Below are 26,774 nucleotides of genomic sequence, written 5' to 3' on the forward strand. Positions count from 1 at the left end.
GCACGGGCACCAGGACTCGAACCCAGACCAAAGGTTTTGGAGACCTTCGTTCTACCTTTAAACTATGCCCGTTTATTAAAAAGAGCCACAAAAGTAGCTCTTTTTTTTATATTCTCAAAACTTAATTTGAAATTAAGCTAAAATTTCAGTTACCTGACCAGCACCTACTGTTCTACCACCTTCACGGATAGCGAAACGTAGACCTTTCTCCATTGCAATAGCGTTAATCAATTTAACAGTGATTGTAACGTTATCACCCGGCATAACCATCTCTACTCCTTCTGGTAAGCTGATTTCTCCAGTTACGTCTGTAGTTCTGAAATAGAATTGAGGACGGTATTTATTGAAGAATGGAGTGTGACGACCACCTTCAGCTTTTGATAATACGTAAACCTCAGCTTTGAAATCTGTGTGAGGAGTTACTGAACCTGGTTTACAGATAACCATACCACGACGGATATCAGTTTTCTCAATACCACGTAACAATAAACCTACGTTATCACCAGCTTCACCTGAATCTAATATTTTACGGAACATCTCAACACCAGTAACTGTAGATTTTAAGTTCTCAGCACCCATACCTAAGATGTCAACTTGTTCACCTGAGTTGATAACACCTCTCTCGATACGTCCTGTAGCAACAGTACCACGACCAGTGATAGAGAATACGTCCTCAACTGGCATTAAGAAAGGAAGATCAGTTAATCTTGGTGGAATTGGAATGTAGTTATCTACTGCGTCCATTAATTCCATAATTTTCTCAACCCATTGCGGCTCACCATTCAATCCACCTAAAGCAGAACCTTTGATTACTGGAATATCATCTCCAGGGAATTCGTAGAATGATAATAATTCACGAACTTCCATTTCCACTAGCTCTAATAACTCAGGATCGTCAACCATGTCCACTTTGTTCATAAACACAACAAGAGCAGGAACACCTACCTGACGAGCCAATAAGATATGCTCACGAGTTTGAGGCATTGGACCATCTGTAGCAGCAACTACCAAGATAGCTCCATCCATTTGAGCAGCACCAGTAACCATGTTTTTCACGTAATCCGCGTGACCTGGACAGTCAACGTGAGCATAGTGACGGTTAGCAGTTGAGTACTCAACGTGAGATGTATTAATTGTAATACCACGCTCTTTTTCTTCAGGTGCAGAGTCGATTGAATCAAATGAACGAGCTTCTGACAAACCTTTATCAGCTAAAACTTTAGTTATAGCAGCAGTAGTAGTTGTTTTTCCGTGGTCAACGTGACCGATTGTACCGATGTTTAAGTGCGGTTTGCTACGGTCAAATTTTTCTTTTGCCATGTTTATTTACTTATTAGTAGGTTAATTTTATTTATTTTCCTCTTAAGACTCAAAGCCTCGCGAGCCAATGATGGGACTTGAACCCATGACCTCTTCCTTACCAAGGAAGTGCTCTACCGCTGAGCTACATCGGCTTTTAAACACTAAAAGCCATCCTATTAACATTCAAGGTGGCTATTTTAAGTGTTAACTTTAAGTGAGCGGAAGACGAGGTTCGAACTCGCGACCTATAGCTTGGAAGGCTATCGCTCTACCAACTGAGCTACTTCCGCTTTTCTATTTTTAATAAAGTGAAAGTGGGGAGAGAAGGATTCGAACCTTCGAAGCCGAAGCAACGGATTTACAGTCCGTCCCATTTGACCGCTCTGGAATCTCCCCTTTTACTTTATTTCTTCAAATTCAAATACTAAATTGAATTCAAGAGCCTCCTATCGGAATCGAACCAATGACCTACTGATTACAAGTCAGTTGCTCTACCAGCTGAGCTAAGGAGGCTTTTTTTTAATATTTTAAAGAACCTTTTCTTTCTTCCCTTTCAGCCGTACGCCTTGGGGACTGCAAAAGTACAAAAATTAGTATTGGCTCCAAATTTTTTTCAAAAAAAAATCGATGCTTTTTTAAAAAGCATCGATTTAAAACACAAATCTCTCTGATTTATAACAATATAAATTATTCGACTTTTTTCATTTTTTTTAAATCAATAGCCCTATCTCTACTTCTTAATCTAACTTTATACTTTCTAATTTGCCTCTTCAAACTTTCTACTGCCAAGTCAGTAGCCTCTTCAAAACTCTTACACTGCTGTTTAGCAAACAGCACACAACCTGGAATCATAAGCTTTATCTCCGCAATTTTATTAGCGTCTGTCTGCACCTTGTCAATTCTCAAATAAACATCTCCACTAATAATCTGATCAAAGAGCAAATCCAATTTGCTTGTTTTTTTCTCAATAAACGCCAATAAATTGTCATTGGCATTAAAACGGATTGACTGTACTCCGATTTTCATTTGACCTCCTTTTTTAGGCTTTTGGATGAGCCTGTTTATAAATTGTTTTGATTCGCTCGATAGAATTATGTGTATAAACCTGAGTTGCAGCTAAACTGGCATGCCCTAAAAGCTCTTTAATAGCATTTATATCCGCACCGGCATTTAGCAGAGCTGTAGCAAAAGTATGCCGCAAGACATGCGGGCTCTTCTTTTCTTTTGATGATATAATAGATAAATATCTTTTCACAGTACGGTAGATAAATTCTGGATAAGCTTGTAGTCCTTTATTAGTAACGATTAAAGCATCAGAATTATTATATATTACCCCACTTTTCTTTTTTAATAGATAATCCCGAATCGAACAAATCAAAGACTCTGACATAGGAATAATGCGCTCTTTATTCCCTTTTCCTAAAACTTTAACTGTTTTATTTCCAAAATCAACATCCTTTTCCCTCAACCCCAACAGTTCACTCAAACGAACACCTGTACCAAAAAGAAACTCTAGAATTAACTTATCACGCTTACCTTCAAAACCTTCTTCAAAAATTCCTTCATAATCCAGCAAAGCATTAAGCTTCTCTGTTTCTAAAAAAACGGGCAAAGTCTTCGCTATCTTTGGAGCTAGAACTTTCTGCATTGGATTCACCTCTATAAGCTCCTCACGTAAAAGAAATGAATACAAAGTCTTTAAGGCCGATATCTTACGATTCACCGTTCGAGACGATTTCTGATCATCCATCAAAGAGACAACCCAGTTGCGAACATCACGATGAGTAGCAGATAAAATATCAGCTTCAATTACGCTAAGAAAATCTTGGTATTGATTGATATCCGTCTGATAAGACAGAACGGTATGAGCGGAATACTTTTTTTCAAAGGAGATATAATTAAAAAACCGCTCTAAAAACATAAAAAAACTATTTATATACCCAAAAATGAATATACAAATAGTTTTCTATATAGAAAAATTATATTAAATTTCTTGATTCAAAGATTGTTTGTAAATCGCATTTTTACGTTGAGTTCTGCGAGCTACAGATCTTTTCTCAAAAGCCTGGCGGTTACGTAACTCTCTTAAAACACCTGTTTTTTCAAATTTTTTCTTGAAACGCTTAAGTGCTCTATCAATAGATTCGCCTTCTTTAATGTTGATAATAATCATATGTTAAATACCACCCTTCTTTTTTGTTTTTTTTAGAGGTACAAAGGTAATTCTTTTTATTAAGAATACAAGCGTTTATCAAACTTTATTTATTATTGATATTCAAGTAGTACAATGCACTCTTTCTGCAAATCTTCTTCTATTAATTTTTTACCATCTAGAAAATTTAAACTTATTAAAAAAGAACATGCAACCACATTCCCTCCCAATTGTTGTATCAAATCCACCGCTGCACTAATTGTCCCTCCTGTAGCCAGAAGATCGTCATGAAGAAGAACCTTACTTCCTGCCGGAAATGCATCTTGATGAATTTCCAAAACAGCAGTCCCGTACTCCAGATCGCAAACCGTTTTAATTGATTTATACGGCAACTTCCCTTCTTTCCTAACGGGAATAAATGGCTTCTGTAATCTATTTGCCAATAACATTCCAAAAAGGAATCCTCTACTTTCTATTCCTACAATAGCGTCTATCTTTAAATGCGCCACTCGCGTTACAAATTCTTCAACTATTTCTGTGCAAAGAGCCGGATTTTTTAGAATAGGGGTAATATCCTTAAACACAATTCCGTCCTTAGGAAAATCTATAATATCCCTAACCTCGCTTCTTATTTTTTGTTCTATCATTTAAACTTAATATATGGCGTAATCTTATCCATTATTTCCAGATCAAGTAAAGCGGCTTTTCTTATCTGTTCAAAATTCTGGTATGCGCCATGTTGTTTTCTATACGCCAAAATCACACTTTTTTGCCGATAAGTCAGATAAGGAAATCTCCTAAACTCTTCAATGGTAATAGCGTTGATATCGATAAATCTAACATGCTGAGTATCGATTTTAATATGAGGACTAATTTCTGCAAATTTCAACGAATCTACACCATAAACATCCCTCAATTGTTCTTTTTTTATGAAGCCTCCCAGCCGATCTCTATACCTGATTATTCTTGAAGCATACGCAGGTCCAATGCCCTTTATCAATTGTATAGTACTTGAATCTACAGAATTGATATCAATAGACAAACTTACTATTCCAGCTTTTCCCAATTCCGGTTTTAAATTTCTATTCACATCAATTTTTGGTATGGATATATAAGGCTCAAGAGTTCTATATACTTCTTCAGAAATAACATACATTTTCTTTAAATCCTCCTTTTTCAGAAAACGCCCACCTTTATCCTCATACTTCTTTATAGATAAAGCTTGTTTATAGCTCAACCCTAGCTTCATCCAGTCTTCAAGAGAAAGACCATTAGGATTAAAAATAAATAACTCAGCTACCTTAGTCTTAGAGCTAAGCGTACCGGATTTTTCAATTATTGGAGATAAAGCATCTTTAGACAGAGGGAAGATCTCTTCAACAGAAAATTTTAATGGAGAATATACCTGTTTTTCATATACCTTATTAAAAATATAAGTTAACATCAATAAAAAGAAAACTACAATCATTCCCCTCCATTCGCTTCTGGAAATATTAAAATAAGCTTTTATTTTACTGATCATAAGCACTATATGTAAAAGTCGCAGGATTTAAGCCTATTAGTAAATATAATTATTTAATTTCATAATATACATTTCGCATCTTCGCGTATTGGTAGAGACCTGAATAGATATTATGAAAATAATTACTACGGAAGAATTCGCAGAAGCCACTAAACTAGACAAACTGCGTATGCCTGGATTGGCATCATTGTTAATGGAAATTATGAAAATTAACGATGTCAATAGAACCTTTGAAAAAGCAATGTCCCATGAAGGATTAGATTTTGTGGACGAAATTCTTAGGCTTCTGGGTGTAAAAATAGAAATATCGGAAACCGACTTAAAAAACCTACCTGCATCTGGTTCCTTCATTGCAGTAGCTAATCATCCCTATGGTGGAATTGAAGGACTTATGCTAATTAAAATACTGGGCTCTGTTAGACCAGAATCGAAAGTAATGGCCAATTTCCTTCTAAAAAAAATCCCTAATCTTAGCGACTTTTTTGTTGCAGTTAATCCATTCGAAAACATAGAACATTCCTCTTCAATAAGTGGAATAAAAACGACATTATCTTTATTAGAAAACGGCACACCACTCGGAATATTTCCTGCTGGAGAAGTTTCTACTTTCAAAATCACTCAACAACGAGTAACCGACAAGCAATGGCATCCTGTTGTGGGTAAAATTATCGCAAAATCCAGAAAGCCTGTTGTACCGATATACTTCCATGGGAACAATGGTCTTCTATTTAATATATTATCTCTAATCCATCCGACTCTTAGAACGGCTAAACTTCCATCCGAACTTTTTAATAAAAATGGGCATACCATAAAAGTAAGAATTGGCAAGCCTATTTATTTCGAAGATATTCCGAAAACCGGAACAGCAAATGATATCCTAAACTATGTCAGAGCAAAAACATATGCTCTGGGAGCGAGTTTAGAAAATGAAAGAAAAATATTCAGCTCCGGTAATCTTTTTAAAATAAGCAAGAAACCTCAGGACATTGTTCCAGAAACCAACAAAGAAGTTCTAAGAAATGAAGTTGCTACCTTAGAAAAATTCAAAGTTTGGATCGAAAAGAACTACGAGGTTTATATAACACCTACAAACAGTATTCCCAATATTATCAGAGAAATTGGTCGACTGCGTGAAATAACTTTTAGAGAAGTTGGCGAAGGCACCAACAAATCTATAGATTTAGATAAGTACGATATCTATTATCACCATCTCTTCATATGGGATAAAGAAGAAAATACAATTGTTGGAGCCTATAGAATTGGAAAAGGTGATGAAATATTTTATAGCTATGGAAAAAATGGTTTTTATACTGCCGAGCTGTTTAAAATAAAGGCTCCATTTCAAACAGTTTTGAAGAAAAGCTTAGAATTAGGAAGATCCTGGATCAGAAAAGAATATCAACAAAAACCACTCCCTTTATTTTTATTGTGGAAAGGGATATTAAAATATGTAATTGATAATCCACAATATCAATATCTTATCGGACCTGTTTCTATCAGTAATTCCTTTAGTACACTTTCCAAATCATTAATGGTAAACTTTATCTACCAAAATCATTTCGATAAGGAAATGGCCGAATGGGTAAAACCAAGAAAACAATTTAAAATAGATTTTTCTAAAATAGACATAGAAACATTAACTGCGGGACACAGTTCACTTAAAAATTTAGATAGCCTCATTACTGAAATTGAAACCAAACATGTAAAAGTCCCTGTATTGCTTCGTCAATATATAGGCTTAAATGCTAAAATTATATGCTTTAATATAGATCCTAAATTTTCTGATAGCTTAGATGGATTTCTGGTTTTAGATCTTCATAACGTTCCTCAGGACATGATTGACAAACTTTCAAAAAACTTATAACAGAAAAGGCGCTTAAAATTAAGCGCCTTTTTTATGTTATATTTAGTAGAACAGATTTAACTATGTATCCAGCTAAATTTATATTCCAGTTCAGGAACCTTAATACGTTCTGCTACTCTAAGAAGTCTGTTTGGTAGTGCCATCAAATAGTCTCTTGCCTTTTCCCCAGCTTCGTCTAATCCAGTAACATTAGCTATGTTCCAGTCGTTATTCAACTCTTTTAATATATCAACATAATCAACAGCTGTGTATACACCTAACCTTTGAGCAGCATCAGTAAAATGGCCAAAAGTTTCGCCCATTTTCAGTCCAATCTCTCTTAAAAAATGTGCAGGCATTACTATCTTCTTGCGCATCATGTCTTCAAATGCTATCATCACCTGGCTGGCATCTACCTCCATCGCCTTACTTATAAATGATTTATAAGCTTTAGCATGTCTGGCTTCATCGGCCGCAATAACACCACACATCTTAGACAACAGCTTATCACCTGCTTTCTTTGCTAACGCAGCTACTCTTCTATGTGACACATTTGTCGCCATCTCTTGAAAAGAAGTATATATGAAATTTCGGTAAGGATCAGCTCCCGTACCTATATCAAATCCATCTTGAATTAAATATTGAGTAGAAATTTCCATCGCTCTCATATTAATTCTCCCTGACAAATAAAGATATTTATTTAAAAGATCTCCATGTCTATTCTCCTCTGCTGTCCATGCCCTAACCCACTTCATCCAACCGCCTTGCTCACTTTTAGATACATCATCTACCATAGTAAGCCACGATTCATAAGTAGGTAATGCCTCTTCCGTAATTGTATCTCCAATCAAAACAGCTAACAAATCGTAAGAAAGCTCTTTTGTGCTCTCTTGCAATTCCTTAACCTCATCAAAAAAAGTATCTTTGCTAGCATCAGGCAAAAAATCTGCAGGCTGCCACATTTCTTCAACAGGCTTAAGGTAATCTGCCATTTCTCCTAACATAAACGGCTCTAGATATGTCATTACCTCTCTTCTAGACCCTACGGATAATTCATGCATACAAATAAAAAATATATTAACAAATATAAAGATAAAATAGCACTTATTATGGCTTAATTCAAATAATTTGTACTCATATAGTTAATTCACCGCAATCCTTTCTCCGCAATAAAAATCAAAAAATAGGAATACAGAAATAAGAAATGCATATATATGTATTATATTTCCTTTTTAAAATAGAACTAAAAGTTATGTAAGAAAGCTCCCTCTATAAACATCCTTAAATCGCCACAAAAGCACAATTCCTGGACATTATTGAATTGTTATAGCCCCCCAATCCTCGTATATTTCTCGTATAGATCATGCTTCTCAGGTTATCGAAGAAGCATCCTATCACCAATAATGAATCATCTAGTGCTCGAATAAAAAAGGGCGTGTATATGATGGAGTAAAGGTTAGCTGGAGGTCCCTTGCCTTTAGGGCTATCTTATACGGAACAGGAAAGCTACCCGTAGTACGCCTGGCCTTGGACTTACCAATATTCTTCCTCATTCTCCGTTATGCACCGCCCAGGACAGGAAGCAACATGGGATCTGACATACATCATTCAACCAGCTGGGATCCTCCCTGAAATAATGTGAACATACCTGACAATAATAGATGGAATGGAAAGGCTACGACGGGTTGGGTTTATATGATTGGCCCCGGCGGGATATGCGCCCTGGCCTCGCCCAAAAACAATAAAAGGGACCTTCGCAATAGCTGAAGATCCCTTCTTTAAGGTAAGGCACCGACCTACTCTCCCACATGTTACTGCAGTACCATCGGCTCTGGCGGGCTTAACTGCTCTGTTCGGAATGGGAAGAGGTGGACACCGCCGATATAGGCACCCGAATATCTTTGTTCGGTATGACATATCATTGAAAGAAGCAGGACAGAGAAAACAACAGTTAGGCAAGCCCAATGGAAAGCTTTCGGACAATTAGTACTACTCGACTTTGGCATCGCTGCCTTTACATCTGTAGCCTATCAACCCCGTAGTCTTCGGGGGTCCTCTATGGAAATCTTATCTTGCGGCTAGTTTCGCACTTAGATGCTTTCAGCGCTTATCTATTCCCGACGTAGCTACTCTGCAGTGCACCTGGCGGTACAACAGATTCACTAGAGGTCAGTCCAACCCGGTCCTCTCGTACTAAGGTCAGCCCCGCGCAAATTTCCCGCGCCCACAACAGATAGGGACCGAACTGTCTCGCGACGTTCTGAACCCAGCTCGCGTGCCACTTTAATGGGCGAACAGCCCAACCCTTGGGACCTTCTCCAGCCCCAGGATGTGACGAGCCGACATCGAGGTGCCAAACCTCCCCGTCGATATGAGCTCTTGGGGGAGATCAGCCTGTTATCCCCAGAGTACCTTTTATCCTTTGAGCGATGGCCCTTCCATGCAGAACCACCGGATCACTATGTCCGTCTTTCGACCCTGCTCGGCTTGTAGGCCTCACAGTCAAGCAAGCTTATGCCATTGCACTCCACGTACGGTTACCAAGCGTACTGAGCTTACCTTTGAAAGCCTCCGTTACCCTTTTGGAGGCGACCACCCCAGTCAAACTACCCGTCAAACAATGTCTCCCGATTTTTCGGGATTAGACACCGGATACATAAAGGGCGGTATTTCAACGTTGATTCCACGACGCCTGGCGACGCCGCTTCAATATCTCCCGCCTATCCTACACATCATGCACCCAATGTCAATGTTAAACTATAGTGAAGGTTCATGGGGTCTTTCCGTCCCGTTGCGGGTACCCGGCGTCTTCACCGGGACCACAATTTCACCGAGCTCATGGCTGAGACAGCGCCCAGATCGTTACACCATTCGTGCAGGTCGGAACTTACCCGACAAGGAATTTCGCTACCTTAGGACCGTTATAGTTACGGCCGCCGTTTACTGGGGCTTCGATTCAATGCTTCTCTTACGATGACATCCCCTCTTAACCTTCCAGCACCGGGCAGGTGTCAGGCCTTATACTTCATCTTGCGATTTTGCAAAGCCATGTGTTTTTGTTAAACAGTCGCCTGGGCCTTTTCACTGCGGCTGGATCGCTCCAGCGCCCCTTCTCCCGAAGTTACAGGGCCATTTTGCCGAGTTCCTTAGCCATGATTCACTCGAGCACCTTAGAATTCTCTTCCCGGATACCTGTGTCGGTTTGCGGTACGGGTTCTGTTAGCCTGAAGCTTAGGGGGTTTTCTTGGAAGTCTGATTACCTGCGCTATCCAGTTGGCCGAAGCCGCCCGGTACTATCAAGTTTCAGCAAGACCTGCGGATTTGCCTACAGATCCTATACCTACGCTCTTTAACGAACTATTCCGTCAGTTCGCGGCAGTGTCACTACTCCGTCGCCCCATCGCAGCTAACAAAAGTACTGGAATATTAACCAGTTGTCCATCGGAATCCCCGTTCGGGTTATCCTTAGGCCCCGACTAACCCTGATCCGATTAGCGTTGATCAGGAAACCTTATCCTTTCGGTGGGCGGGTTTCTCTCCCGCCTTATCGTTACTTATGCCTACATTTGCTTTTCCATGCGCTCCAGCACCCATTACCAGATACCTTCGCCGCACATAGAATGCTCCCCTACCGATATATTTCAATCCCATAGCTTCGGTGGTACACTTGATGCCCGTTTATTATCCATGCCCGATCGCTCGACTAGTGAGCTGTTACGCACTCTTTAAATGAATGGCTGCTTCCAAGCCAACATCCTAGCTGTCTATGCAATCAGACCTCGTTAGTTCAACTTAGCGTACACTTGGGGACCTTAGCTGATGGTCTGGGTTCTTTCCCTCTCGGCGCGTGACCTTAGCACCCCGCGCCTCACTGCAGTGTATATTTATCTAGCATTCGGAGTTCGTCTGGATTTGGTAGGATTTGACTCCCCCGCACCCAATCGGTAGCTCTACCTCTAGTAAACTAACCACCACGCTGTTCCTAAAAACATTTCGGGGAGTACGAGCTATTTCCCAGTTTGATTAGCCTTTCACCCCTACCCTCAGGTCATCCGGAAACTTTTCAACGTTTATCGGTTCGGTCCTCCAGTACGTGTTACCGCACCTTCAACCTGCCCAAGGGTAGATCACAAGGTTTCGCGTCTGCCTCCCCTGACTGTACGCCCTATTCAGACTCGCTTTCGCTTCGGCTCCGTACCTGAAGTACTTAACCTTGCCAGGGAAGAGCAACTCGTAGGCTCATTATGCAAAAGGCACGCCGTCATCCCGATAAGTCGGGACTCCGACCGCTTGTAGGCACACGGTTTCAGGTTCTATTTCACTCCGTTATTCACGGTTCTTTTCACCTTTCCCTCACGGTACTGGTTCACTATCGGTCTCTCAGGAGTATTTAGCCTTACCAGATGGTGCTGGCAGATTCCCACAGGGCGTCTCCGACCCCGCGGTACTCAGGATACTGATAGGGTATATTCCTTTACGCATACGTGGCTGTCACACGCTATGGCCGGGCTTCCCATCCCGTTCTGCTTCATCGATATACCCACTTTTCAGTCCTACAACCCCGGACCTGCCGTAACAGGTCCGGTTTGGGCTCTTTCCCTTTCGCTCGCCACTACTCAGGAAATCATTATTATTTTCTCTTCCTCTGCTTACTTAGATGTTTCAGTTCAGCAGGTTTGCGCTTGTGCGACATACCTTCAGTATGTCAGGTTTCCCCATTCGGAAATCTACGGATCAAGTCGTATGTGCCGATACCCGTAGCTTATCGCAGCTTATCACGTCCTTCTTCGCCTCTGAGAGCCTAGGCATCCTCCGTGTGCCCTTATTTACTTTCTTCATTGCTGATGGCATACGCCATCTGCTGTCTTCTCTTTTTCTACTTCTTCCAATATGTCAAAGAACTTTCTGAAGTTCATAGCTAAATGTTATTAGTATCGCTACTCTTTTCATTTCACTATTTACTTCCTCGTGGAGAATAACGGATTCGAACCGTTGACCCCCTGCGTGCAAGGCAGGTGCTCTAGCCAGCTGAGCTAATTCCCCTCTTAAGGATGTCCCCTGTAGTCCCGAGCAGATTTGAACTGCTGACCCCTACATTATCAGTGTAGTGCTCTAACCAACTGAGCTACGGGACTATATTCCCCTTAGCCTGCCGTTATCTTCACTAACCGGCTACATCTCTTTAAAGGTTCATCTCTTTTTTTGATTAAGATATATTCATATAGCACCGTCCGTCTCGGACAGCTCCAGAAAGGAGGTATTCCAGCCGCACCTTCCGGTACGGCTACCTTGTTACGACTTAGCCCCAGTTATCGGTTTTACCCTAGGCCGCTCCTTGCGGTTACGGACTTTAGGCACCCCCAATTTCCATGGCTTGACGGGCGGTGTGTACAAGGCCCGGGAACGTATTCACCGCGTCATTGCTGATACGCGATTACTAGCGAATCCAACTTCACGGAGCCGAGTTGCAGGCTCCGATCCGAACTGTGATCGGCTTTTTGAGATTGGCATCCTGTTGCCAGGTAGCAGCCCTCTGTACCGACCATTGTAGCACGTGTGTAGCCCCGGACGTAAGGGCCATGATGACTTGACGTCGTCCCATCCTTCCTCACTGCTTGCGCAGGCAGTCTGTTTAGAGTCCCCACCTTAAATGCTGGCAACTAAACATAGGGGTTGCGCTCGTTGCGGGACTTAACCCAACACCTCACGGCACGAGCTGACGACAGCCATGCAGCACCTAGTTTCCTGTCCCGAAGGACTGATCTATCTCTAAATCATTCAGTAACTTTCAAGCCCGGGTAAGGTTCCTCGCGTATCATCGAATTAAACCACATGCTCCTCCGCTTGTGCGGGCCCCCGTCAATTCCTTTGAGTTTCACCCTTGCGGACGTACTCCCCAGGTGGATGACTTAACGCTTTCGCTTGGACGCTAACGGTATATCGCTAACATCGAGTCATCATCGTTTAGGGCGTGGACTACCAGGGTATCTAATCCTGTTCGATACCCACGCTTTCGAGCCTCAGCGTCAATTATAGCTTAGCAAGCTGCCTTCGCAATCGGTGTTCTGTGACATATCTATGCATTTCACCGCTACTTGTCACATTCCGCCTACCTCAACTATATTCAAGCCAAACAGTATCAAGGGCACTGCGACAGTTGAGCTGCCGTCTTTCACCCCTGACTTATCCAGCCGCCTACGCTCCCTTTAAACCCAATAAATCCGGATAACGCTCGGATCCTCCGTATTACCGCGGCTGCTGGCACGGAGTTAGCCGATCCTTATTCTTTAGGTACATTCAGCTTCCTACTCGTAAGAAGGTTTATTCCCTAACAAAAGCAGTTTACAACCCATAGGGCAGTCTTCCTGCACGCGGCATGGCTGGTTCAGAGTTCCCTCCATTGACCAATATTCCTTACTGCTGCCTCCCGTAGGAGTCTGGTCCGTGTCTCAGTACCAGTGTGGGGGGCAATCCTCTCAGATCCCCTAGCCATCGTCGCCTTGGTGGGCCGTTACCCCGCCAACTAGCTAATGGCACGCATGCCCATCTATCACCTCCTCAGATTTGATCATAATATGATGCCATATCATGATGTCATGCGGTGTTAATCCGACTTTCGCCGGGCTATCCCCCTGTGATAGGTAGGTTGCATACGCGTTACGCACCCGTTCGCCACTCTCATCAGCCTAAAGCAAGCTTTAAACTGAATCCCGTTCGACTTGCATGTATTAGGCCTGCCGCTAGCGTTCATCCTGAGCCAGGATCAAACTCTCCATTGTAAAATGTTATGTTCGATACTGACATGATGTCAATATTTCTTTTTTCTTGTCTTCCGTCTGTCCCGACGTTTGTTGACTGTGCTATATGATATGATCTTAAAGAACTTCCCGCCTTCCAGTCACTGGTCGGCTTTTATATCTTCCACCCATTCAGGTGGGAAATCTTTTTCGCTTTGTTTTCCGTAGCCCTCGTGGCTCCGTCCCGTTCGGGAGTGCAAAGGTAGGAATCTTTTTCTCTCCTGCAAGAACTTTTTTTTATTTTTTTTTAGCAACCCTTTTTTCTCTCTTTATCCCTCTCCTGCTAACCCTTTAAGCTGCTGCCGTTCCTGCCTATTCCTTCAGTTTCCTATGCCCCTTCCTCGCGATTGGGAGTGCAAATGTACGAACTTTATATTAACCCGCAAATCTTTTTAAAACCTTTTTATACCATTAAACGCAATACGCTGTAGAACAGGCGGATATTTTTAATCTTGTAAATAGTACCATAGATTTATATTTCTTAATGAACAGAAAAGACAGGTGATGTCACTATCAGATTATCCATCCCTTCTATACTATAAAAGTAGTACCGGCACGCTTTAGGCAAAGAATCCAAACCTATTTTACGGTAAGTAACAGGAATATTTATTTGTCTCCATACCGCATTTTTTAAATCAGATGCATCTGTATAATTCAAAAAAGATCTGGAAACGCCAATTCCTTTCTTGATCTTTATAGCTTTATTTGCACCATCGTTTACAATTCTAAACTCGGGTAATGTCTGCTGTTTAAATAATTTCGAATCAATAAATGCTTCTATTTCGGGATTAGACCACCCATAAGTATGATTATGCCTCAGCCCTATTTTTATACTAAGAGCTTTCTTCTTTACTAAAGAGTATGTCTTTCTATAACTGTCTAAATAAAAACTGCCATCATTTGTTCCGTTTATAAAAAGTATGGGAGCTTTTGATCTGATCAAATAATTTGAAGGATCGTACCTTTTGATCCAAAGCTTTCTATTTTCGGGACTTAAAGCATCTAGATCCTTAGTCATCGCTGTATTATAATGTAAGTATCCGCTTCCATACACCGGAACGATAGCTTTAAAGCGAAAATCTAAACCAGCCACGACTTCGCTTATCACACCTCCCCAACTTATTCCTGTTAATGCTGTTTTTGTTTTATCTATTTCCGGAAAACTAAGGATTAAATTATGGGCAAGCAGCACATCGGTAACAGCCTGATACATCCATTCCTCTTCTATATTATTATTTATAGCGAAATAAGGTGTTTTTCCTTCCGGCTCCTGAAATCCATTCATGATGTGCTTTTTATCGCCATTATTACCTCTTAAGTCCATTGCTATAGCAGCATATCCTCTTTTTGCCCACATCACTACCCAGTTTCTAAAGGCTGTTCCTCCACCTCCATGAACCAAAACTACCGCAGGTAAATTCCTATCTTTGGTTTTATCCTTTAAAAGGATTCCAGGAGTACAATAATAAGCAAAGGTTTGCTTTCTATTCCCCTTATACATTGTTCCTTCATATTGTAATGACACTACTGTATCTCTACTTATTTCTGTAAAAGCGGGCGTTTGATATACTTCTGATACATCCCAAAGACTTCTTTTTATTTGAGCATTGGTTATTCCAAATGAAATGAATAGAAATAGGAATATTAATTTGAACGGACTCATTTTCAAACTTAAAAATTGAAAAACAAAATCTGTTCTTAAAAATCAGCGAATCATTAAACAGTATTGGCTTGTAAATTATCCGACGTTATAAGTTAACACCAAGTGATGCTGATAAAGACTTACAAGCAATGTAACCCCGGAGAAATTCTACAGCTTTGCAGAAATGGGGTTGATCCGTGAAAACCACCCTCAATCACTCTATAAACGCCATAAAACAAAAAAGCCTCACATTTCTGTGAAGCTTTTCAAGTGGTGCCTCCAGGGATCGAACCAGGGACACAAGGATTTTCAGTCCTTTGCTCTACCTACTGAGCTAAGGCACCAGCCTTATTTTCCTTCAACGTTTGTACCGTTTCGGGATTGCAAATGTAGATTCTTTTTTTTGAAATCCAAAGTATCTTTAAAAAAAAATAAGCAAAAAGATGCATTATACTGTATTACAGAGAGATAATTTTTCCGCTTCCAGACAGATGCTGTTCTACCAATGGTCTCCCTTTATAAAAAACTTTGCCGCTACCACTGATATTCACCTTCAATTTCTCAGAAACCGAAACTTTTACATCACCACTTCCAGATATATTAACCGTAGATTCTACAGAATTCAGGTCAACTGCATTAATATCTCCACTTCCATTAATAGAGAATCTGGTATTCTTAATGTCACCCTGAGGATAATATATATCTCCGGAACCATTAATTTCCGCATATAGCCCGTCCTGAAATGGAAAATCATTAGTAAATCTAACCTTACAATTTCCGTTCACTTCTATATTTGGCAAAAAGGAAACTGTTAAATAAATCTTAATGTTGTTATTTCTAATTCTATGCCCATCTTTGTATTCCAAGATCAACTTTTCACCCTGGATCCTGGTTTCAAAGAGTGGCAATAAATTTCGATAAGCCTGCAACTCCAATCTTTTCGTTGTACCATAACTAATATAAATATCAGCTTCACCATTAATTCTAATAGTATTAAAAGTTCCAGCAATATCATCGGTTCGTAAAACAGATTCTATCGGTCCCTCTCCTCTTACCACATCCTTAGTACATGAACTAAGTAATAAGGCTATCATTATCATTCTTATTATATATCTCATACTCTTTATAGTTTTAATTTTGTTAAATCTTAACTTAGTTTTCAGAACTCAATTTTATAATTGAATGTTGGAATAATTCCCGCGTAAAACAGCGTATCAATATCTTTTTTATCTCCGTTATAATACATTTCCCTAATGTTTTTACGATTCAACACATTTTGAACATCAAAGAAAATGGTGTGTGTGATCCGGGGATTATCAACCCTGTACTTTAAAGACACGTCTATCCTGGAATACATAGGTGCCCGCAACGAATTAACCTTTTCCTCATCATAAATGGGATAATCATTTTTTATGGATTCTGAAACATTAAGTGGTGTATATCTCCTTCCCCCATTTAATAATATCTTTCCGTTAAACGCCAGAATATTTTTCGGTCCAACTTTTAGCTCTTTACCAAATAGGAGATTCGAAGAGAAATCTCCGCTAAAAACAGTTGGAAAGTATTGTCCCTGAAGATTTGCAAATTCTGATTTATAGACGGACGAAGTGAAAAGAAGATAATAACTATACGCAAACATCCTTTCTAAGGTCAACTCTACTCCATAATTCCTTCCCTTTCCTTTATTAGACAAAGCACCATAATTTCTGGAGTATATAAAATAGGCATCTGTCATATTCAAAGCAGAAAAGTTAATCTCGGAATCGGTTGTTACCGGTACGTCATACAAATGTTGGTAATAGGTTTCCAGTTTGAGTTTCAGATTTTCTGTAAAGCTGTGCTGATAGCCGGCTACTAAGTGTAAAGCTTTTGTGGTCCTTAAATTTTCATTAGTCTTGTTTACAGAACCATCTATCAATTCATTCTTTCCATAATATAAGGCCAGAGGTTCGATCCTATTATGAATCCCGACGGAAAAATTGAACACATTCGCTAAGCTGGGGTTATATTTTAATCCTATTCTAGGTTCTACACTGATGTCATTACTTAATCCAAAATAACTGATATGAATTCCGGTATTTAAACTCAACTGTTCCCGCAGCTGATGCTTCCATTGCCCATAACCCTCCAAAAGATAAGTACCTTGCCTTTCATTTATAAACTCAGACAATTTCCCTAAACTCTTTTTATATGACTTAGAATTTAAATCAAAATGAAGAAATGAAGCAACCAATCCCGTACGAATTGTATTGCTATTGTCTATTTTGTAATTCAATAAGCCGGAATAACGAAGAGCAGTATTATTGAAACGGTCCCGTCCATATACATTTACATTATAGTCATTATCCAAGGTATCTGCCTTATCTGTAATATTAGAGTAAGAAGCTGAGATTATATTTTTCAGATAAGCTTTGTTGTTTAGCATTTTTAGATGTTTAATACCTACACTTGCAGATGAGTAAGCGTTACGCTTGTTGAATTTATCCTGAAAAGAATCCCATTCCAGACTATCACGTACAGCAATCCCACGCTGGTAACTATAGCCCAATATCCCGAATACGGAAAAGTTTCCCGACTTTTTTGTTGGCAAATAAAGGTTAAATGCTAGATCCTGATATTTTGGCGTAGGATTATCACCAGCCGGATTGACTCCGATTTTCTCTAAGATTGCAAGTGTCGAATACCTGTAATTAAATAGGTAGGATGCCCCATTTTGTTTAGAAAACGGTCCTTCCATAGAAAACTCAGTTCCCAGAACTCCCAGCATAAAAGCATGTTCTTTTTTTTCGGAATTCCCCTTTCTAAACTGAAGATCAAATACACCGCTTAAGGCATTACCGTATTCTGCCGGGAATGCCCCGGTATAAAAATCAGAAGTCGACAAAACATTCGAACTGATCATACTAATTCCTCCGGCCGAACTACCCTCCTCTCCAAAATGATTAGGATTACTGATCTCGATCCCCTCTAACCTCCACAATAAACCTTTAGGTGAATTCCCTCTGATAACAATTTCATTACCAATATCGTCGCCTATTGTTACACCTGCAAAATTCTGGACCATCCTTGCTGGATCAAAATTACCCGCTGCATATCTGCTTGTTTCTTCTACTGTAAATGAGCGAGCACTAATCATGGCCATTTCATTTAGTGGAGCATCTCTGTTGTATCCCGCCGACACCACAACTTCACCCAAAGAGTTATACTTCTCTACCAGTTCCACTGTAAGCACTAACTCTTTTACAGAACCTACCAGTTGTTGTGGCAATAGTAATTTTTCAAATCCCAAATAAGAAAATGCCAGATCCTGTCTTCCAATTGGCACATCATCCAATCTAAACTCACCATTCTGGTCTGTTACTGCATTTTTTGCTGGATCGACGGATAACACACTAACACTCACTCCTGTCAACGGCTCTTTACTTTCCTTATCTAAAACCTTTCCCCTAATTGTTTGAGAAAGTTTCTTCCCTCTGGGGGCAGTATTTGAAGGTTTTAAAACAATATTTCTGGAGATTTGCTCCCACTTCAAGTTAGTTTGTCTGCATATCTCATCCAAAACAAAATGCAATGGCATAATAGCTATCTTAACCGTCAACTTTTTATCTACCGGGATAAGCGATTCATCATATGAAAACTGTATTTCATGCTTTATCCTAAGGTCAGTTAAGATTTCTTTTAACGGCTTATTAGTATAGTCAACAGATACAATCTGTCGCAAATTTTGGGCAAACATCACCTGATTAAGGCATAACAATCCCATGAAGACAATAGATCTCCAAAAAAATCTTTCCATTTTAATTGATTTACAAACTATCGAACGACGTAGGTTTCACTATTAGCAGATTTTTCTATCCGACAATCCAACAATGTTTCTAAAACGGTCCGAATATCCTCGAAAGAAGCAGTTTTGAAAGTGCTGGTAATTTTTCTATTCAACAAGGCTTTGTTTTGGACATCAAATTCAACTTTATAGTTTTCCGCTATAGTGTTGATAACATTTCCAAAACTTTCATTGTCGAAAGATAACTCATGATTCTTCCAATACAGGAAATTTTTGTCCGGGCGGCTGGCTCTGGTTACCTTGCTGTTGTCATAAGTCCCTATATCATTAGGCAACAACAATAACTCTTCTCCTTCAACCGACCGAAAAGAAACCTTTCCTGTAACAACGGAAACTACAACATGCGCTGGCTGGCTGTTAATATTAAAAGAAGTTCCAAGAACTTTGGTTACTGTCCTTGAAGCAAAAACCAAAAAAGGCTTATTTTTATCCGGCTTTACCTCAAAAAAGGCTTCTCCCTGCAATTCAAGCTTACGTTGATTTAAACTCGCCATTCCTTTTTGGTAACTCAATTTACTTCCTTTATTTAACCATACAGAAGAACCATCTGGTGTACGAACCAGCATTGCCTGATCTTCTTTATTAAAAATCTCTATCTGTTTCCGGTTATCAAAATATTTAAACGAAAACAAGGAGATATTTAATAATAAAATAAGGGCAGCCGCATACTTCAACCAGGCAATTTTAATAACTCGTGGCCCTGGCTCCTTTTTTTCTATTTTCATGGAAACCTTTGTCCACGCATCATCGGCGTTGAAATATTGGGAATCGCTGTTTTTGTAATGAGCACTCTTATCCCACGAAGTTTGAAGCTCCTGCAGCAGCTCTCCCCTTGACGGATCTCCCTCAATCCAAAAAAGCAATTCGTCGGTCTCTTCCGAAGAAATCTCATTGGAAAGATAACGGCTCATTAATACCCAATATTTCTCGTCCTCTGTCTCCATCTACCAATTACGCTAGTATTCTTTGTACTAAATCAAGAATTCCCTCGACAAAAATTTCATTTTCTGTTTCACTGGCAAGCATAATTTGAATAGCTTGTTCTAACAATTGTTCTTCCATAACGTCGTTTATATTAAGACACCATCAAAAAAGATTACCCCTAGTGCTTAAGTAAAAAAATATTAAAGCCACTATACTTAAATGTTTTCTTATATGTTTTAAAGCCTTTACCATATGATTTTCAACCGTTTTTACAGAGATATTTAGTTTTTCTCCTATTTCCTTGTAAGAAAGCTTTTCATATCTGCTTAAAATAAAAACCAATCTGCATACATGCGGCAATTCGTCAATAACACGGTCAACCTTTGCGTTCAGTTCCTTCAACATGATAAATTCCTCAGTATAATTACGGTCCTGATAGACCTTTTCACCAAAAAAAAATTCCCTTTTGGTTCTGTTACCATTGGCTCTGATTCTATTTAAAGAATGATTGATAACCCATTTGCTTAGATAAGCCAAGGCAGATTGCCGGATTTCCAATACATCGCGTTGCTCCCAAAAGAGACAAAAAACCTGCTGAACGATATCTTCCGCTTCGTCCGCATCTCCAATTATTCTATAGGACGTCTTACACAAAAGTTTATAGTGCGTCCTGAATAATATTTCAAAAGATTTTTTATCAATTGGTTGCATGGTTATAAGGTTAGACGACAAACTGGTAAAAATCGTTACAACCCAATTTTATTTTTTTACTTTTTAAACCAAATAATATGCATGCATATTATTTTTTGTATATTTAAACATAAACTTAAAGATATGGCTCCACAAATTTTATTTACGCTGTTCTTTCTATTTTCGATAGGCTTATTCGTTTATCAGGTAAAAAAAATACGCAGGAACATAAAACTTGGTAAAAGCATAGCGATAAGCGGAGACAGAAAACTACGCTGGATCACAATGTTTAAAGTAGCTTTCGGACAAAGTAAAATGACTGCTAGACCTATAGCTGCCCTGATGCATTTCTTTGTTTATGTAGGTTTTATTATCATTAATATTGAAGTACTGGAAATAATAATTGATGGAATTTTTGGTACTCATAGGATCTTCTCCTTTTTAGGTTCTTTCTATAACGTTTTAATTGCGTCTTTCGAAATTCTGGCTCTTCTGGTTCTTATTGGAGTTGTCGTATTTTTATGCAGACGTCTGATTTTACACCTGAAAAGATTCTCAGGAGTAGAAATGACAACCTGGCCAAGAAAAGATGCCATTTATATATTATGTATCGAGGTAGCTCTGATGCTAGCTTTTCTAACCATGAATGCTGCTGACCATAAACTGCAGGAACAAGGTATTTATCATCATGCTGGAAGTTTCCCTATTTCCGGTTATATCAGTTACTTCCTTCCAGATTCAGCAAATCAGCTGATGCTTATTGAACGATTTTGCTGGTGGTTTCATATAATAGGTATTTTATTCTTCTTAAACTATCTCCCAAAATCCAAACATTTCCATATTATCCTGGCATTTCCGAATACCTGGTATTCTAAATTGGAAGAAAAAGGAAAGTTCGATAATATGACTTCGGTTACAAATGAAGTGAAAGCCATGCTGGATCCAACCTTTACGCCACCAACTACTGATAACCAGACTAAATTTGGAGCGAATGATGTGTTTGATCTTAATCAGATTCAGCTATTGAATGCTTATACTTGCACAGAATGTGGGAGATGCACAGCTGTCTGTCCTGCTAATATAACCGGCAAACTCCTTTCTCCAAGGAAAATCATGATGGATACACGAGATCGCCTGGAAGAAGTTGGACGTCTTTTAGACAAATCGAATGACGAGGGATTAAAGAAAAACACTTTACTTGACAATTATATTAGTCGCGAAGAGATCTGGGCCTGCACAACATGTAATGCATGTACCCAGGCATGCCCTGTAAATATCGATCCGCTTTCTATTATAATGGAATTGCGCCGATATGCTATCATGGAAGAATCCAATGCCGCCTCCAGTATAAACAATATGTTTTCTAACATAGAAAATAATGCAGCTCCATGGAAATATTCTCCGAATGACAGATTCAATTGGGCTAATCAACAATAAAAAATTGAGTATGATGGACTTCAAAATACCTACTATGGCTGAAATGGCAGCCAATGGCGATTCGCCAGAAATACTTTTTTGGGTTGGTTGTGCCGGCAGTTATGACGAGCGGGCGCAACGTGTAACAGTAGCTTTATCAAAAATATTGCACCATGTAGGAATAAAATTCGCAGTACTGGGTACCGAAGAATCCTGCACCGGTGACCCGGCTAAAAGAGCAGGAAACGAATTTCTTTTTCAGATGCAGGCTCTTTCCAATATAGAAATATTAAATGCCTACGACATTAAAAAAATAGTTACAGCTTGCCCACACTGTTTTAATACGCTAAGGAATGAATATCCCGAATTAGGTGGAAAATATGAAGTGATTCATCATTCCCAACTCATCCAAGGACTTATTGATGAAGGAAAACTAAGACCTGAAGACGGCTCCCCCTTTAAAGGTAAAAAGATAACGTTTCATGATCCTTGCTATTTAGGCAGAGGTAATAATGTATACGAAGCGCCAAGAAAAGCTCTGGAAATCCTTGATGCAGATTTAGTAGAACTGAAACGTTGCAAACAAAATGGTCTTTGTTGTGGAGCAGGCGGAGCACAAATGTTTAAGGAACCTGAAAAAGGAATTAAGGACATTAACATTGAACGAACAGAAGAGATTTTAGAATCTGAAAGCAATATTGTAGCAGTCGGCTGTCCTTTCTGTATGACCATGATTAAGGACGGAATCAAATATTTCGAAAAAGAAAATGATATTGAAATACTTGATATAGCCGAAATTACGGCAAGAAATAACAATCTCTAGTTGCTTATTGATTTCGCGATATTCTCATGGCTATTCTCATTAACCGGAAATATTTTTCCAGATGCAAGACTATCTTTAAGCATTTTATGTTCAACAGTAATTTTATCTGTTTCGAGATTGCTTTTAGACAGCCATGCGTCTAAGAAGAATGCATGGAAAACGGAAATACACAATGCAGCCACTATGTAAAACGTCTTTTTCAAAATGTCAGTTTAGTTTAGTGCGACTAATATAGTTAAAATATATTAAGGAGTTGTTAATTTTTAACTTTTCCAGCCAACATGTCTTGTAAAGACTTAAAGTTTTTCTCAAGTTGATTAAGATCTTCGATTGAAATAGCAGAAATAGGGAAGGATATTTCATTAGACATGGAGTCTATATCTCCCGACGGGTCACGATGTGTCTGATAGATTACACTTTCCGGTTCGCAGGAAAACATTAACCAGCCTCCATTTTCATTGCCATAAAAATCTATACCTCTTATCTTGTCGATTTTTACAGAAAAATATTCAGTCTTATTGTTCTTCCAAATCCTTTTGTACCTTACGAAACCATTATCGCTAATCTCAAGTGCATAGCTTTTGCGGTCCAAATATTTCTCTGCTTCACATTTCTTGTATACACCCATAATATCCTCTTTTAATCCAGGAATATCTTTACCATCAAACCATGCGGTTAACAGCATTAAAAAAGATAAGAGGACACAATAAACTGAATGCATGCCTAAAGTTAACAAACCCACATACAATTGTAAAATAGTTTTTTTCCACCATATCGTATTAATTCACAATCGGTTTTAATCATTATTATTATTTAATTTTGGTCTATGGAATTAAGCTTAGATTCAAAAGTTTGGATTTACCAATCAGACAGATTATTTACTACTGCTGAACTGGATCGTTTAGAATTGCTATTAAACGATTTCACTAAGTCGTGGACTGCTCATAACCAACAACTTAAAGCATCCTATGAAATCAAATACCAAAGGTTTGTCATTCTGATTGTTGATGAAACAGCTGCAACTGCCAGCGGTTGCTCTATAGACAAATCCGTTCATCTGATGAAGTCGATAGAACAAGAATTTAGTGTAAATCTCTTCGACCGATTTCAGATTGCATGGAAAGATGGTAATGATATCAAGATTGCAGGACGTAGTGATTTCGAACAGCTGATTCAAAACCAGAGCATCAATTCAGACACAATAGTTTTTAATAATCTGGTAAAAAGTCTATCCGATTTTCGTACTTCATGGGAAGTTCCGATAAAGGAAAGCTGGCATGCTAAAGTTTTCCTATAAAAGCAAATACATTCTTAATTAAGAATGATTATTTTTTTCAAAAAAAATCTGTTTCAGGAAATCTTATAAGGTATTCTTATATTTTTGTTACGCAGACAACACCTCATAAGGTGCCTTAAAGATTTCTTTGTATGGACGATTTTTTAGCCGCTCGCTCCCAAATGGCCCTATCTCTGGGCTTCCACATTATTTTCTCCTGTATCGGCATGGTTATGCCTTTTTTCATGGCAGTATCTCATTTTTATTACCTAAAAACCAAAAAACAGGTATATAAAAATATTACTAAAGCATGGAGCAAAGGTGTCGCTATATTCTTTGCAACAGGAGCTGTGTCTGGAACTGCACTTTCTTTTGAATTGGGCTTGTTATGGCCAGAGTTTATGAAGCATGCAGGCCCTATATTCGGAATGCCGTTTTCTTTGGAAGGAACTGCTTTTTTCATTGAAGCTATAGCTTTAGGTTTTTTCCTTTATGGCTGGGACAGATTCAATCCATGGTTCCATTGGGTAACCGGACTGGTTGTAGGCATCAGCGGAATAGTATCGGGCATTCTGGTAGTGGCCGCCAATGCATGGATGAACAGTCCAGCCGGATTCGACTATATTAATGGAGAATACTTAAATATTGATCCAATAAAAGCAATGTTTAACGATGCCTGGTTTTCGCAGGCATTACATATGTCTATCGCTGCTTTTTGTGCTACTGGCTTTGCTGTAGCTGGTGTTCATGCTTTTATGATTCTTAAAAAGAAAAACATAGAATTTCATGCGAAATCATTTAAAATAGCAGCAACATTTGCCTGTATTGCGGCTCTTGTTCAGCCACTCAGCGGTGACATCTCTGCTAAGGATGTAGCAAAAAGACAACCTGCGAAACTAGCGGCAATGGAGGCGCATTTCCAAACCGAAAGAAGAGCACCTTTTATTATTGGAGGTATTCCCGACGAAAAGAATAAGAAGGTAGATTATGCTATAAAGATACCGGGACTTTTAAGCTTTATCACCTACGGAGATATTAATGCAGAAGTGAAAGGCCTGGATCAGATTCCTGAAGAACACCATCCACCCGTAGCTATAACACATTATGCCTTTCAAATCATGGTAGGTCTCGGCATGATTATGATGCTTATTTCACTACTCTATTTCTATCAACTATGGAAAAAGAAAGAAATATTATCTACCAAATGGCTATTAAAATTATTTGCTATCGCTACTCCTATGGGATTCATTGCGGTAGAAGCCGGCTGGACAGTTACGGAGGTAGGCCGGCAACCCTGGATTATTTATAATGTAATGAAAACGTCCGAAGCGGTAACTCCTATGCCGGGCATTGTCTATTCATTCTATATATTCACTGTTATCTATCTGTCACTTTCTTTCGTTGTAGGCTTTATGTTATACCGACAAATTAAAATGGTAGACAAAATTTACGATATCCCTAACGATTCTGTACAAAAACATTAGTTATGACTTACGTTGTTATTGCATTTTTATGGGCTTCAATCTGGTTATACCTATTACTGGGAGGTGCCGATTTTGGAGCGGGAATATTAGAACTTTTTACTTCAAAAAAACATCAAAAGAATACCAGAAAAACTGTTTACAGAGTTATTGGCCCAGTATGGGAAGCAAACCACATGTGGCTTATTATCGCTATAGTTATCTTGTTTGTAGGTTTCCCGGATATTTATACGACAATGTCTATACATATGCATATTCCATTGGTTTTAATGTTATTTGGAATTATTGCAAGAGGTACTGCTTTCGCTTTCAGACATTATGATGCCGTTGTAGACGATATGCAAACTCTTTACAATAAAATTTTCCAATACTCAAGCTTTATCACGCCATTCTTTTTAGGAATTATTGCAGCAAGTACTGTATCTGGATCTATAGATACCGAATCAACTGATTTTTTAAATGCTTATATTTTTAGCTGGTTCAATTGGTTTGGTATTGCCGTTGGCTTTTTTACTGTTGCCATCTGCGGCTTTTTAGCTGCGATATTTATTATAGGCGAGACTGATACCGAAGAAGATAAAAAGAGATTTATAAAAAAGGCGAAGTACATGAATATCGGTGCTGTCATTTCAGGATCACTGGTTTTTATTATCGCCTATTTAGAGCAGATCCCCTTGATCGACTGGATTTTCGGAAATGTTGTGGGAATTGTTGCCATCACTGCGGCAACCGTTTCATTGATTATTTTATGGAGAACTATCGAACAGAAAAGAACTGTTTTGCTTAGAATATTAGCAGGTTTTCAGGTGACCATGATTCTATTAGCTATCACCTGGGAGCATTTCCCTAATATTATTATGCTCAAAAATGGCAATTACCTGTCTCTAATAGAAAATGCGGGTCACGAAAAAGCGATAGCCTCTTTGGCTTACGCCCTATTGATAGGCAGTCTCTTTATACTTCCTGCTCTGTATTATTTGATATATAGCTTTCAGAAAAAAGGGAAGTAAATGAGGTAAAGGTTGTTGTGAATTTTAAGTTTTACGTTATGAACTTGCTTAT

20 protein-coding genes, 8 tRNA genes and 3 rRNA genes are annotated in these 26,774 nt (G+C 39.0%); 6 read left to right on the forward strand and 25 right to left on the reverse strand.

Going from position 1 to position 26,774, the window contains the following annotated elements; translation table 11 throughout:
- Window position 1: 1 nt before the first annotated feature.
- The 11 genes from PEDSA_RS11340 to PEDSA_RS11390 all read right to left on the reverse strand — a co-directional run bounded on the left by PEDSA_RS11340 (window position 2) and on the right by PEDSA_RS11390 (window position 4,976).
- Window positions 2-72: transfer RNA gene (locus PEDSA_RS11340), tRNA-Trp, on the reverse strand.
- A 60-nt stretch (window positions 73-132) separates the two neighbouring features.
- Window positions 133-1,320 carry an elongation factor Tu gene (gene tuf, locus PEDSA_RS11345; RefSeq protein ID WP_013633306.1) on the reverse strand — a complete coding sequence of 396 codons (1,188 nt, stop codon included), beginning with the start codon at window positions 1,318-1,320 and terminating at the stop codon, window positions 133-135.
- Between the two features lie 62 nt (window positions 1,321-1,382).
- Window positions 1,383-1,454: transfer RNA gene (locus PEDSA_RS11350), tRNA-Thr, on the reverse strand.
- Between the two features lie 65 nt (window positions 1,455-1,519).
- Window positions 1,520-1,592 (reverse strand) — tRNA-Gly (locus PEDSA_RS11355).
- 25 nt (window positions 1,593-1,617) lie between these two features.
- Window positions 1,618-1,698, reverse strand: a tRNA-Tyr gene (locus tag PEDSA_RS11360).
- Between the two features lie 44 nt (window positions 1,699-1,742).
- Window positions 1,743-1,815: transfer RNA gene (locus tag PEDSA_RS11365), tRNA-Thr, on the reverse strand.
- 174 nt (window positions 1,816-1,989) lie between these two features.
- Entirely contained in the window at window positions 1,990-2,328 is a 339-nt protein-coding gene (gene hpf / locus PEDSA_RS11370; RefSeq protein ID WP_013633307.1) for a ribosome hibernation-promoting factor, HPF/YfiA family, read from the reverse strand.
- Window positions 2,329-2,341: 13 nt separating this feature from the next.
- Window positions 2,342-3,223, reverse strand: a complete 882-nt coding sequence (locus tag PEDSA_RS11375) for a tyrosine-type recombinase/integrase (RefSeq protein WP_013633308.1) — start codon at window positions 3,221-3,223, stop codon at window positions 2,342-2,344.
- A 63-nt stretch (window positions 3,224-3,286) separates the two neighbouring features.
- Window positions 3,287-3,475: a 30S ribosomal protein S21 gene (rpsU, locus tag PEDSA_RS11380; RefSeq protein WP_013633309.1), complete on the reverse strand. Its 189-nt coding sequence runs from the start codon at window positions 3,473-3,475 to the stop codon at window positions 3,287-3,289.
- A gap of 92 nt (window positions 3,476-3,567) precedes the next feature.
- A complete protein-coding gene (locus PEDSA_RS11385; RefSeq protein WP_013633310.1) occupies window positions 3,568-4,101 on the reverse strand; it encodes an adenine phosphoribosyltransferase in 534 nt (177 codons plus the stop codon).
- Complete coding sequence (locus tag PEDSA_RS11390) at window positions 4,098-4,976, reverse strand: ComEA family DNA-binding protein (protein ID WP_013633311.1); 879 nt, start codon at window positions 4,974-4,976, stop codon at window positions 4,098-4,100. The genes PEDSA_RS11385 and PEDSA_RS11390 overlap by 4 nt, the downstream gene beginning before the upstream one ends.
- 112 nt (window positions 4,977-5,088) lie before the next feature.
- Between PEDSA_RS11390 and PEDSA_RS11395 the strand changes: the two genes are divergently transcribed.
- Window positions 5,089-6,840: a lysophospholipid acyltransferase family protein gene (locus tag PEDSA_RS11395; protein ID WP_013633312.1), complete on the forward strand. Its 1,752-nt coding sequence runs from the start codon at window positions 5,089-5,091 to the stop codon at window positions 6,838-6,840.
- A 56-nt stretch (window positions 6,841-6,896) separates the two neighbouring features.
- Here PEDSA_RS11395 and PEDSA_RS11400 read toward each other — a convergent pair whose 3' ends face one another.
- The 12 genes from PEDSA_RS11400 to PEDSA_RS11455 form a co-directional block, all read right to left on the reverse strand.
- A complete protein-coding gene (locus PEDSA_RS11400; protein WP_013633313.1) occupies window positions 6,897-7,880 on the reverse strand; it encodes an acyl-ACP desaturase in 984 nt (327 codons plus the stop codon).
- A 722-nt stretch (window positions 7,881-8,602) separates the two neighbouring features.
- Window positions 8,603-8,714: ribosomal RNA gene (gene rrf / locus PEDSA_RS11405) — 5S ribosomal RNA — on the reverse strand.
- A 68-nt stretch (window positions 8,715-8,782) separates the two neighbouring features.
- Window positions 8,783-11,655: ribosomal RNA gene (locus PEDSA_RS11410) — 23S ribosomal RNA — on the reverse strand.
- A 133-nt stretch (window positions 11,656-11,788) separates the two neighbouring features.
- Window positions 11,789-11,862: transfer RNA gene (locus tag PEDSA_RS11415), tRNA-Ala, on the reverse strand.
- Window positions 11,863-11,880: 18 nt separating this feature from the next.
- Window positions 11,881-11,954: transfer RNA gene (locus PEDSA_RS11420), tRNA-Ile, on the reverse strand.
- Between the two features lie 115 nt (window positions 11,955-12,069).
- Window positions 12,070-13,598 (reverse strand): 16S ribosomal RNA (locus tag PEDSA_RS11425).
- The 16S, 23S and 5S rRNA genes sit together here with 2 tRNA genes alongside, the layout of an rRNA operon.
- A gap of 499 nt (window positions 13,599-14,097) precedes the next feature.
- Complete coding sequence (locus tag PEDSA_RS11430; protein WP_013633314.1) at window positions 14,098-15,279, reverse strand: alpha/beta hydrolase family protein; 1,182 nt, start codon at window positions 15,277-15,279, stop codon at window positions 14,098-14,100.
- A gap of 250 nt (window positions 15,280-15,529) precedes the next feature.
- Window positions 15,530-15,602: transfer RNA gene (locus PEDSA_RS11435), tRNA-Phe, on the reverse strand.
- 114 nt (window positions 15,603-15,716) lie between these two features.
- Window positions 15,717-16,376, reverse strand: coding sequence for a head GIN domain-containing protein (locus PEDSA_RS19605; RefSeq protein WP_013633315.1), 660 nt, complete (start codon window positions 16,374-16,376; stop codon window positions 15,717-15,719).
- 41 nt (window positions 16,377-16,417) lie between these two features.
- On the reverse strand, window positions 16,418-19,054 hold the full coding sequence (locus PEDSA_RS11445) for a TonB-dependent receptor (protein WP_013633316.1): 2,637 nt from the start codon (window positions 19,052-19,054) through the stop codon (window positions 16,418-16,420).
- A gap of 17 nt (window positions 19,055-19,071) precedes the next feature.
- Window positions 19,072-20,046, reverse strand: a complete 975-nt coding sequence (locus PEDSA_RS19610; protein ID WP_013633317.1) for a FecR family protein — start codon at window positions 20,044-20,046, stop codon at window positions 19,072-19,074.
- 142 nt (window positions 20,047-20,188) lie between these two features.
- Complete coding sequence (locus tag PEDSA_RS11455) at window positions 20,189-20,737, reverse strand: RNA polymerase sigma-70 factor (protein ID WP_013633319.1); 549 nt, start codon at window positions 20,735-20,737, stop codon at window positions 20,189-20,191.
- 123 nt (window positions 20,738-20,860) lie between these two features.
- Here PEDSA_RS11455 and PEDSA_RS11460 point away from each other — a divergent pair, with 123 nt between their 5' ends.
- Both PEDSA_RS11460 and PEDSA_RS11465 read left to right on the forward strand, forming a co-directional pair.
- Window positions 20,861-22,153 carry a 4Fe-4S dicluster domain-containing protein gene (locus PEDSA_RS11460; protein ID WP_013633320.1) on the forward strand — a complete coding sequence of 431 codons (1,293 nt, stop codon included), beginning with the start codon at window positions 20,861-20,863 and terminating at the stop codon, window positions 22,151-22,153.
- Between the two features lie 13 nt (window positions 22,154-22,166).
- Complete coding sequence (locus tag PEDSA_RS11465) at window positions 22,167-22,955, forward strand: (Fe-S)-binding protein (protein ID WP_041537417.1); 789 nt, start codon at window positions 22,167-22,169, stop codon at window positions 22,953-22,955.
- On the opposite strand, the gene PEDSA_RS11470 is transcribed toward PEDSA_RS11465, so the two are convergent.
- The gene (locus PEDSA_RS11470; RefSeq protein WP_041537049.1) at window positions 22,952-23,158 is read right to left on the reverse strand and encodes a hypothetical protein; all 207 of its coding nucleotides are present in this window, start codon (window positions 23,156-23,158) and stop codon (window positions 22,952-22,954) included. The two genes, PEDSA_RS11465 and PEDSA_RS11470, sit on opposite strands and share 4 nt — an antisense overlap.
- 53 nt (window positions 23,159-23,211) lie before the next feature.
- Complete coding sequence (locus tag PEDSA_RS11475; RefSeq protein ID WP_052305787.1) at window positions 23,212-23,640, reverse strand: hypothetical protein; 429 nt, start codon at window positions 23,638-23,640, stop codon at window positions 23,212-23,214.
- 141 nt (window positions 23,641-23,781) lie between these two features.
- Here PEDSA_RS11475 and PEDSA_RS11480 point away from each other — a divergent pair, with 141 nt between their 5' ends.
- From PEDSA_RS11480 to PEDSA_RS11490, 3 genes are all read left to right on the forward strand, one after another.
- On the forward strand, window positions 23,782-24,252 hold the full coding sequence (locus PEDSA_RS11480; RefSeq protein ID WP_013633323.1) for a hypothetical protein: 471 nt from the start codon (window positions 23,782-23,784) through the stop codon (window positions 24,250-24,252).
- A gap of 131 nt (window positions 24,253-24,383) precedes the next feature.
- Window positions 24,384-25,715 carry a cytochrome ubiquinol oxidase subunit I gene (locus tag PEDSA_RS11485; protein ID WP_013633324.1) on the forward strand — a complete coding sequence of 444 codons (1,332 nt, stop codon included), beginning with the start codon at window positions 24,384-24,386 and terminating at the stop codon, window positions 25,713-25,715.
- 2 nt (window positions 25,716-25,717) lie between these two features.
- The gene (locus PEDSA_RS11490) at window positions 25,718-26,722 is read left to right on the forward strand and encodes a cytochrome d ubiquinol oxidase subunit II (RefSeq protein WP_013633325.1); all 1,005 of its coding nucleotides are present in this window, start codon (window positions 25,718-25,720) and stop codon (window positions 26,720-26,722) included.
- Window positions 26,723-26,774 lie beyond the last annotated feature (52 nt).

The sequence above is a fragment of the Pseudopedobacter saltans DSM 12145 genome, assembly GCF_000190735.1.
Taxonomy (GTDB): domain Bacteria; phylum Bacteroidota; class Bacteroidia; order Sphingobacteriales; family Sphingobacteriaceae; genus Pseudopedobacter; species Pseudopedobacter saltans.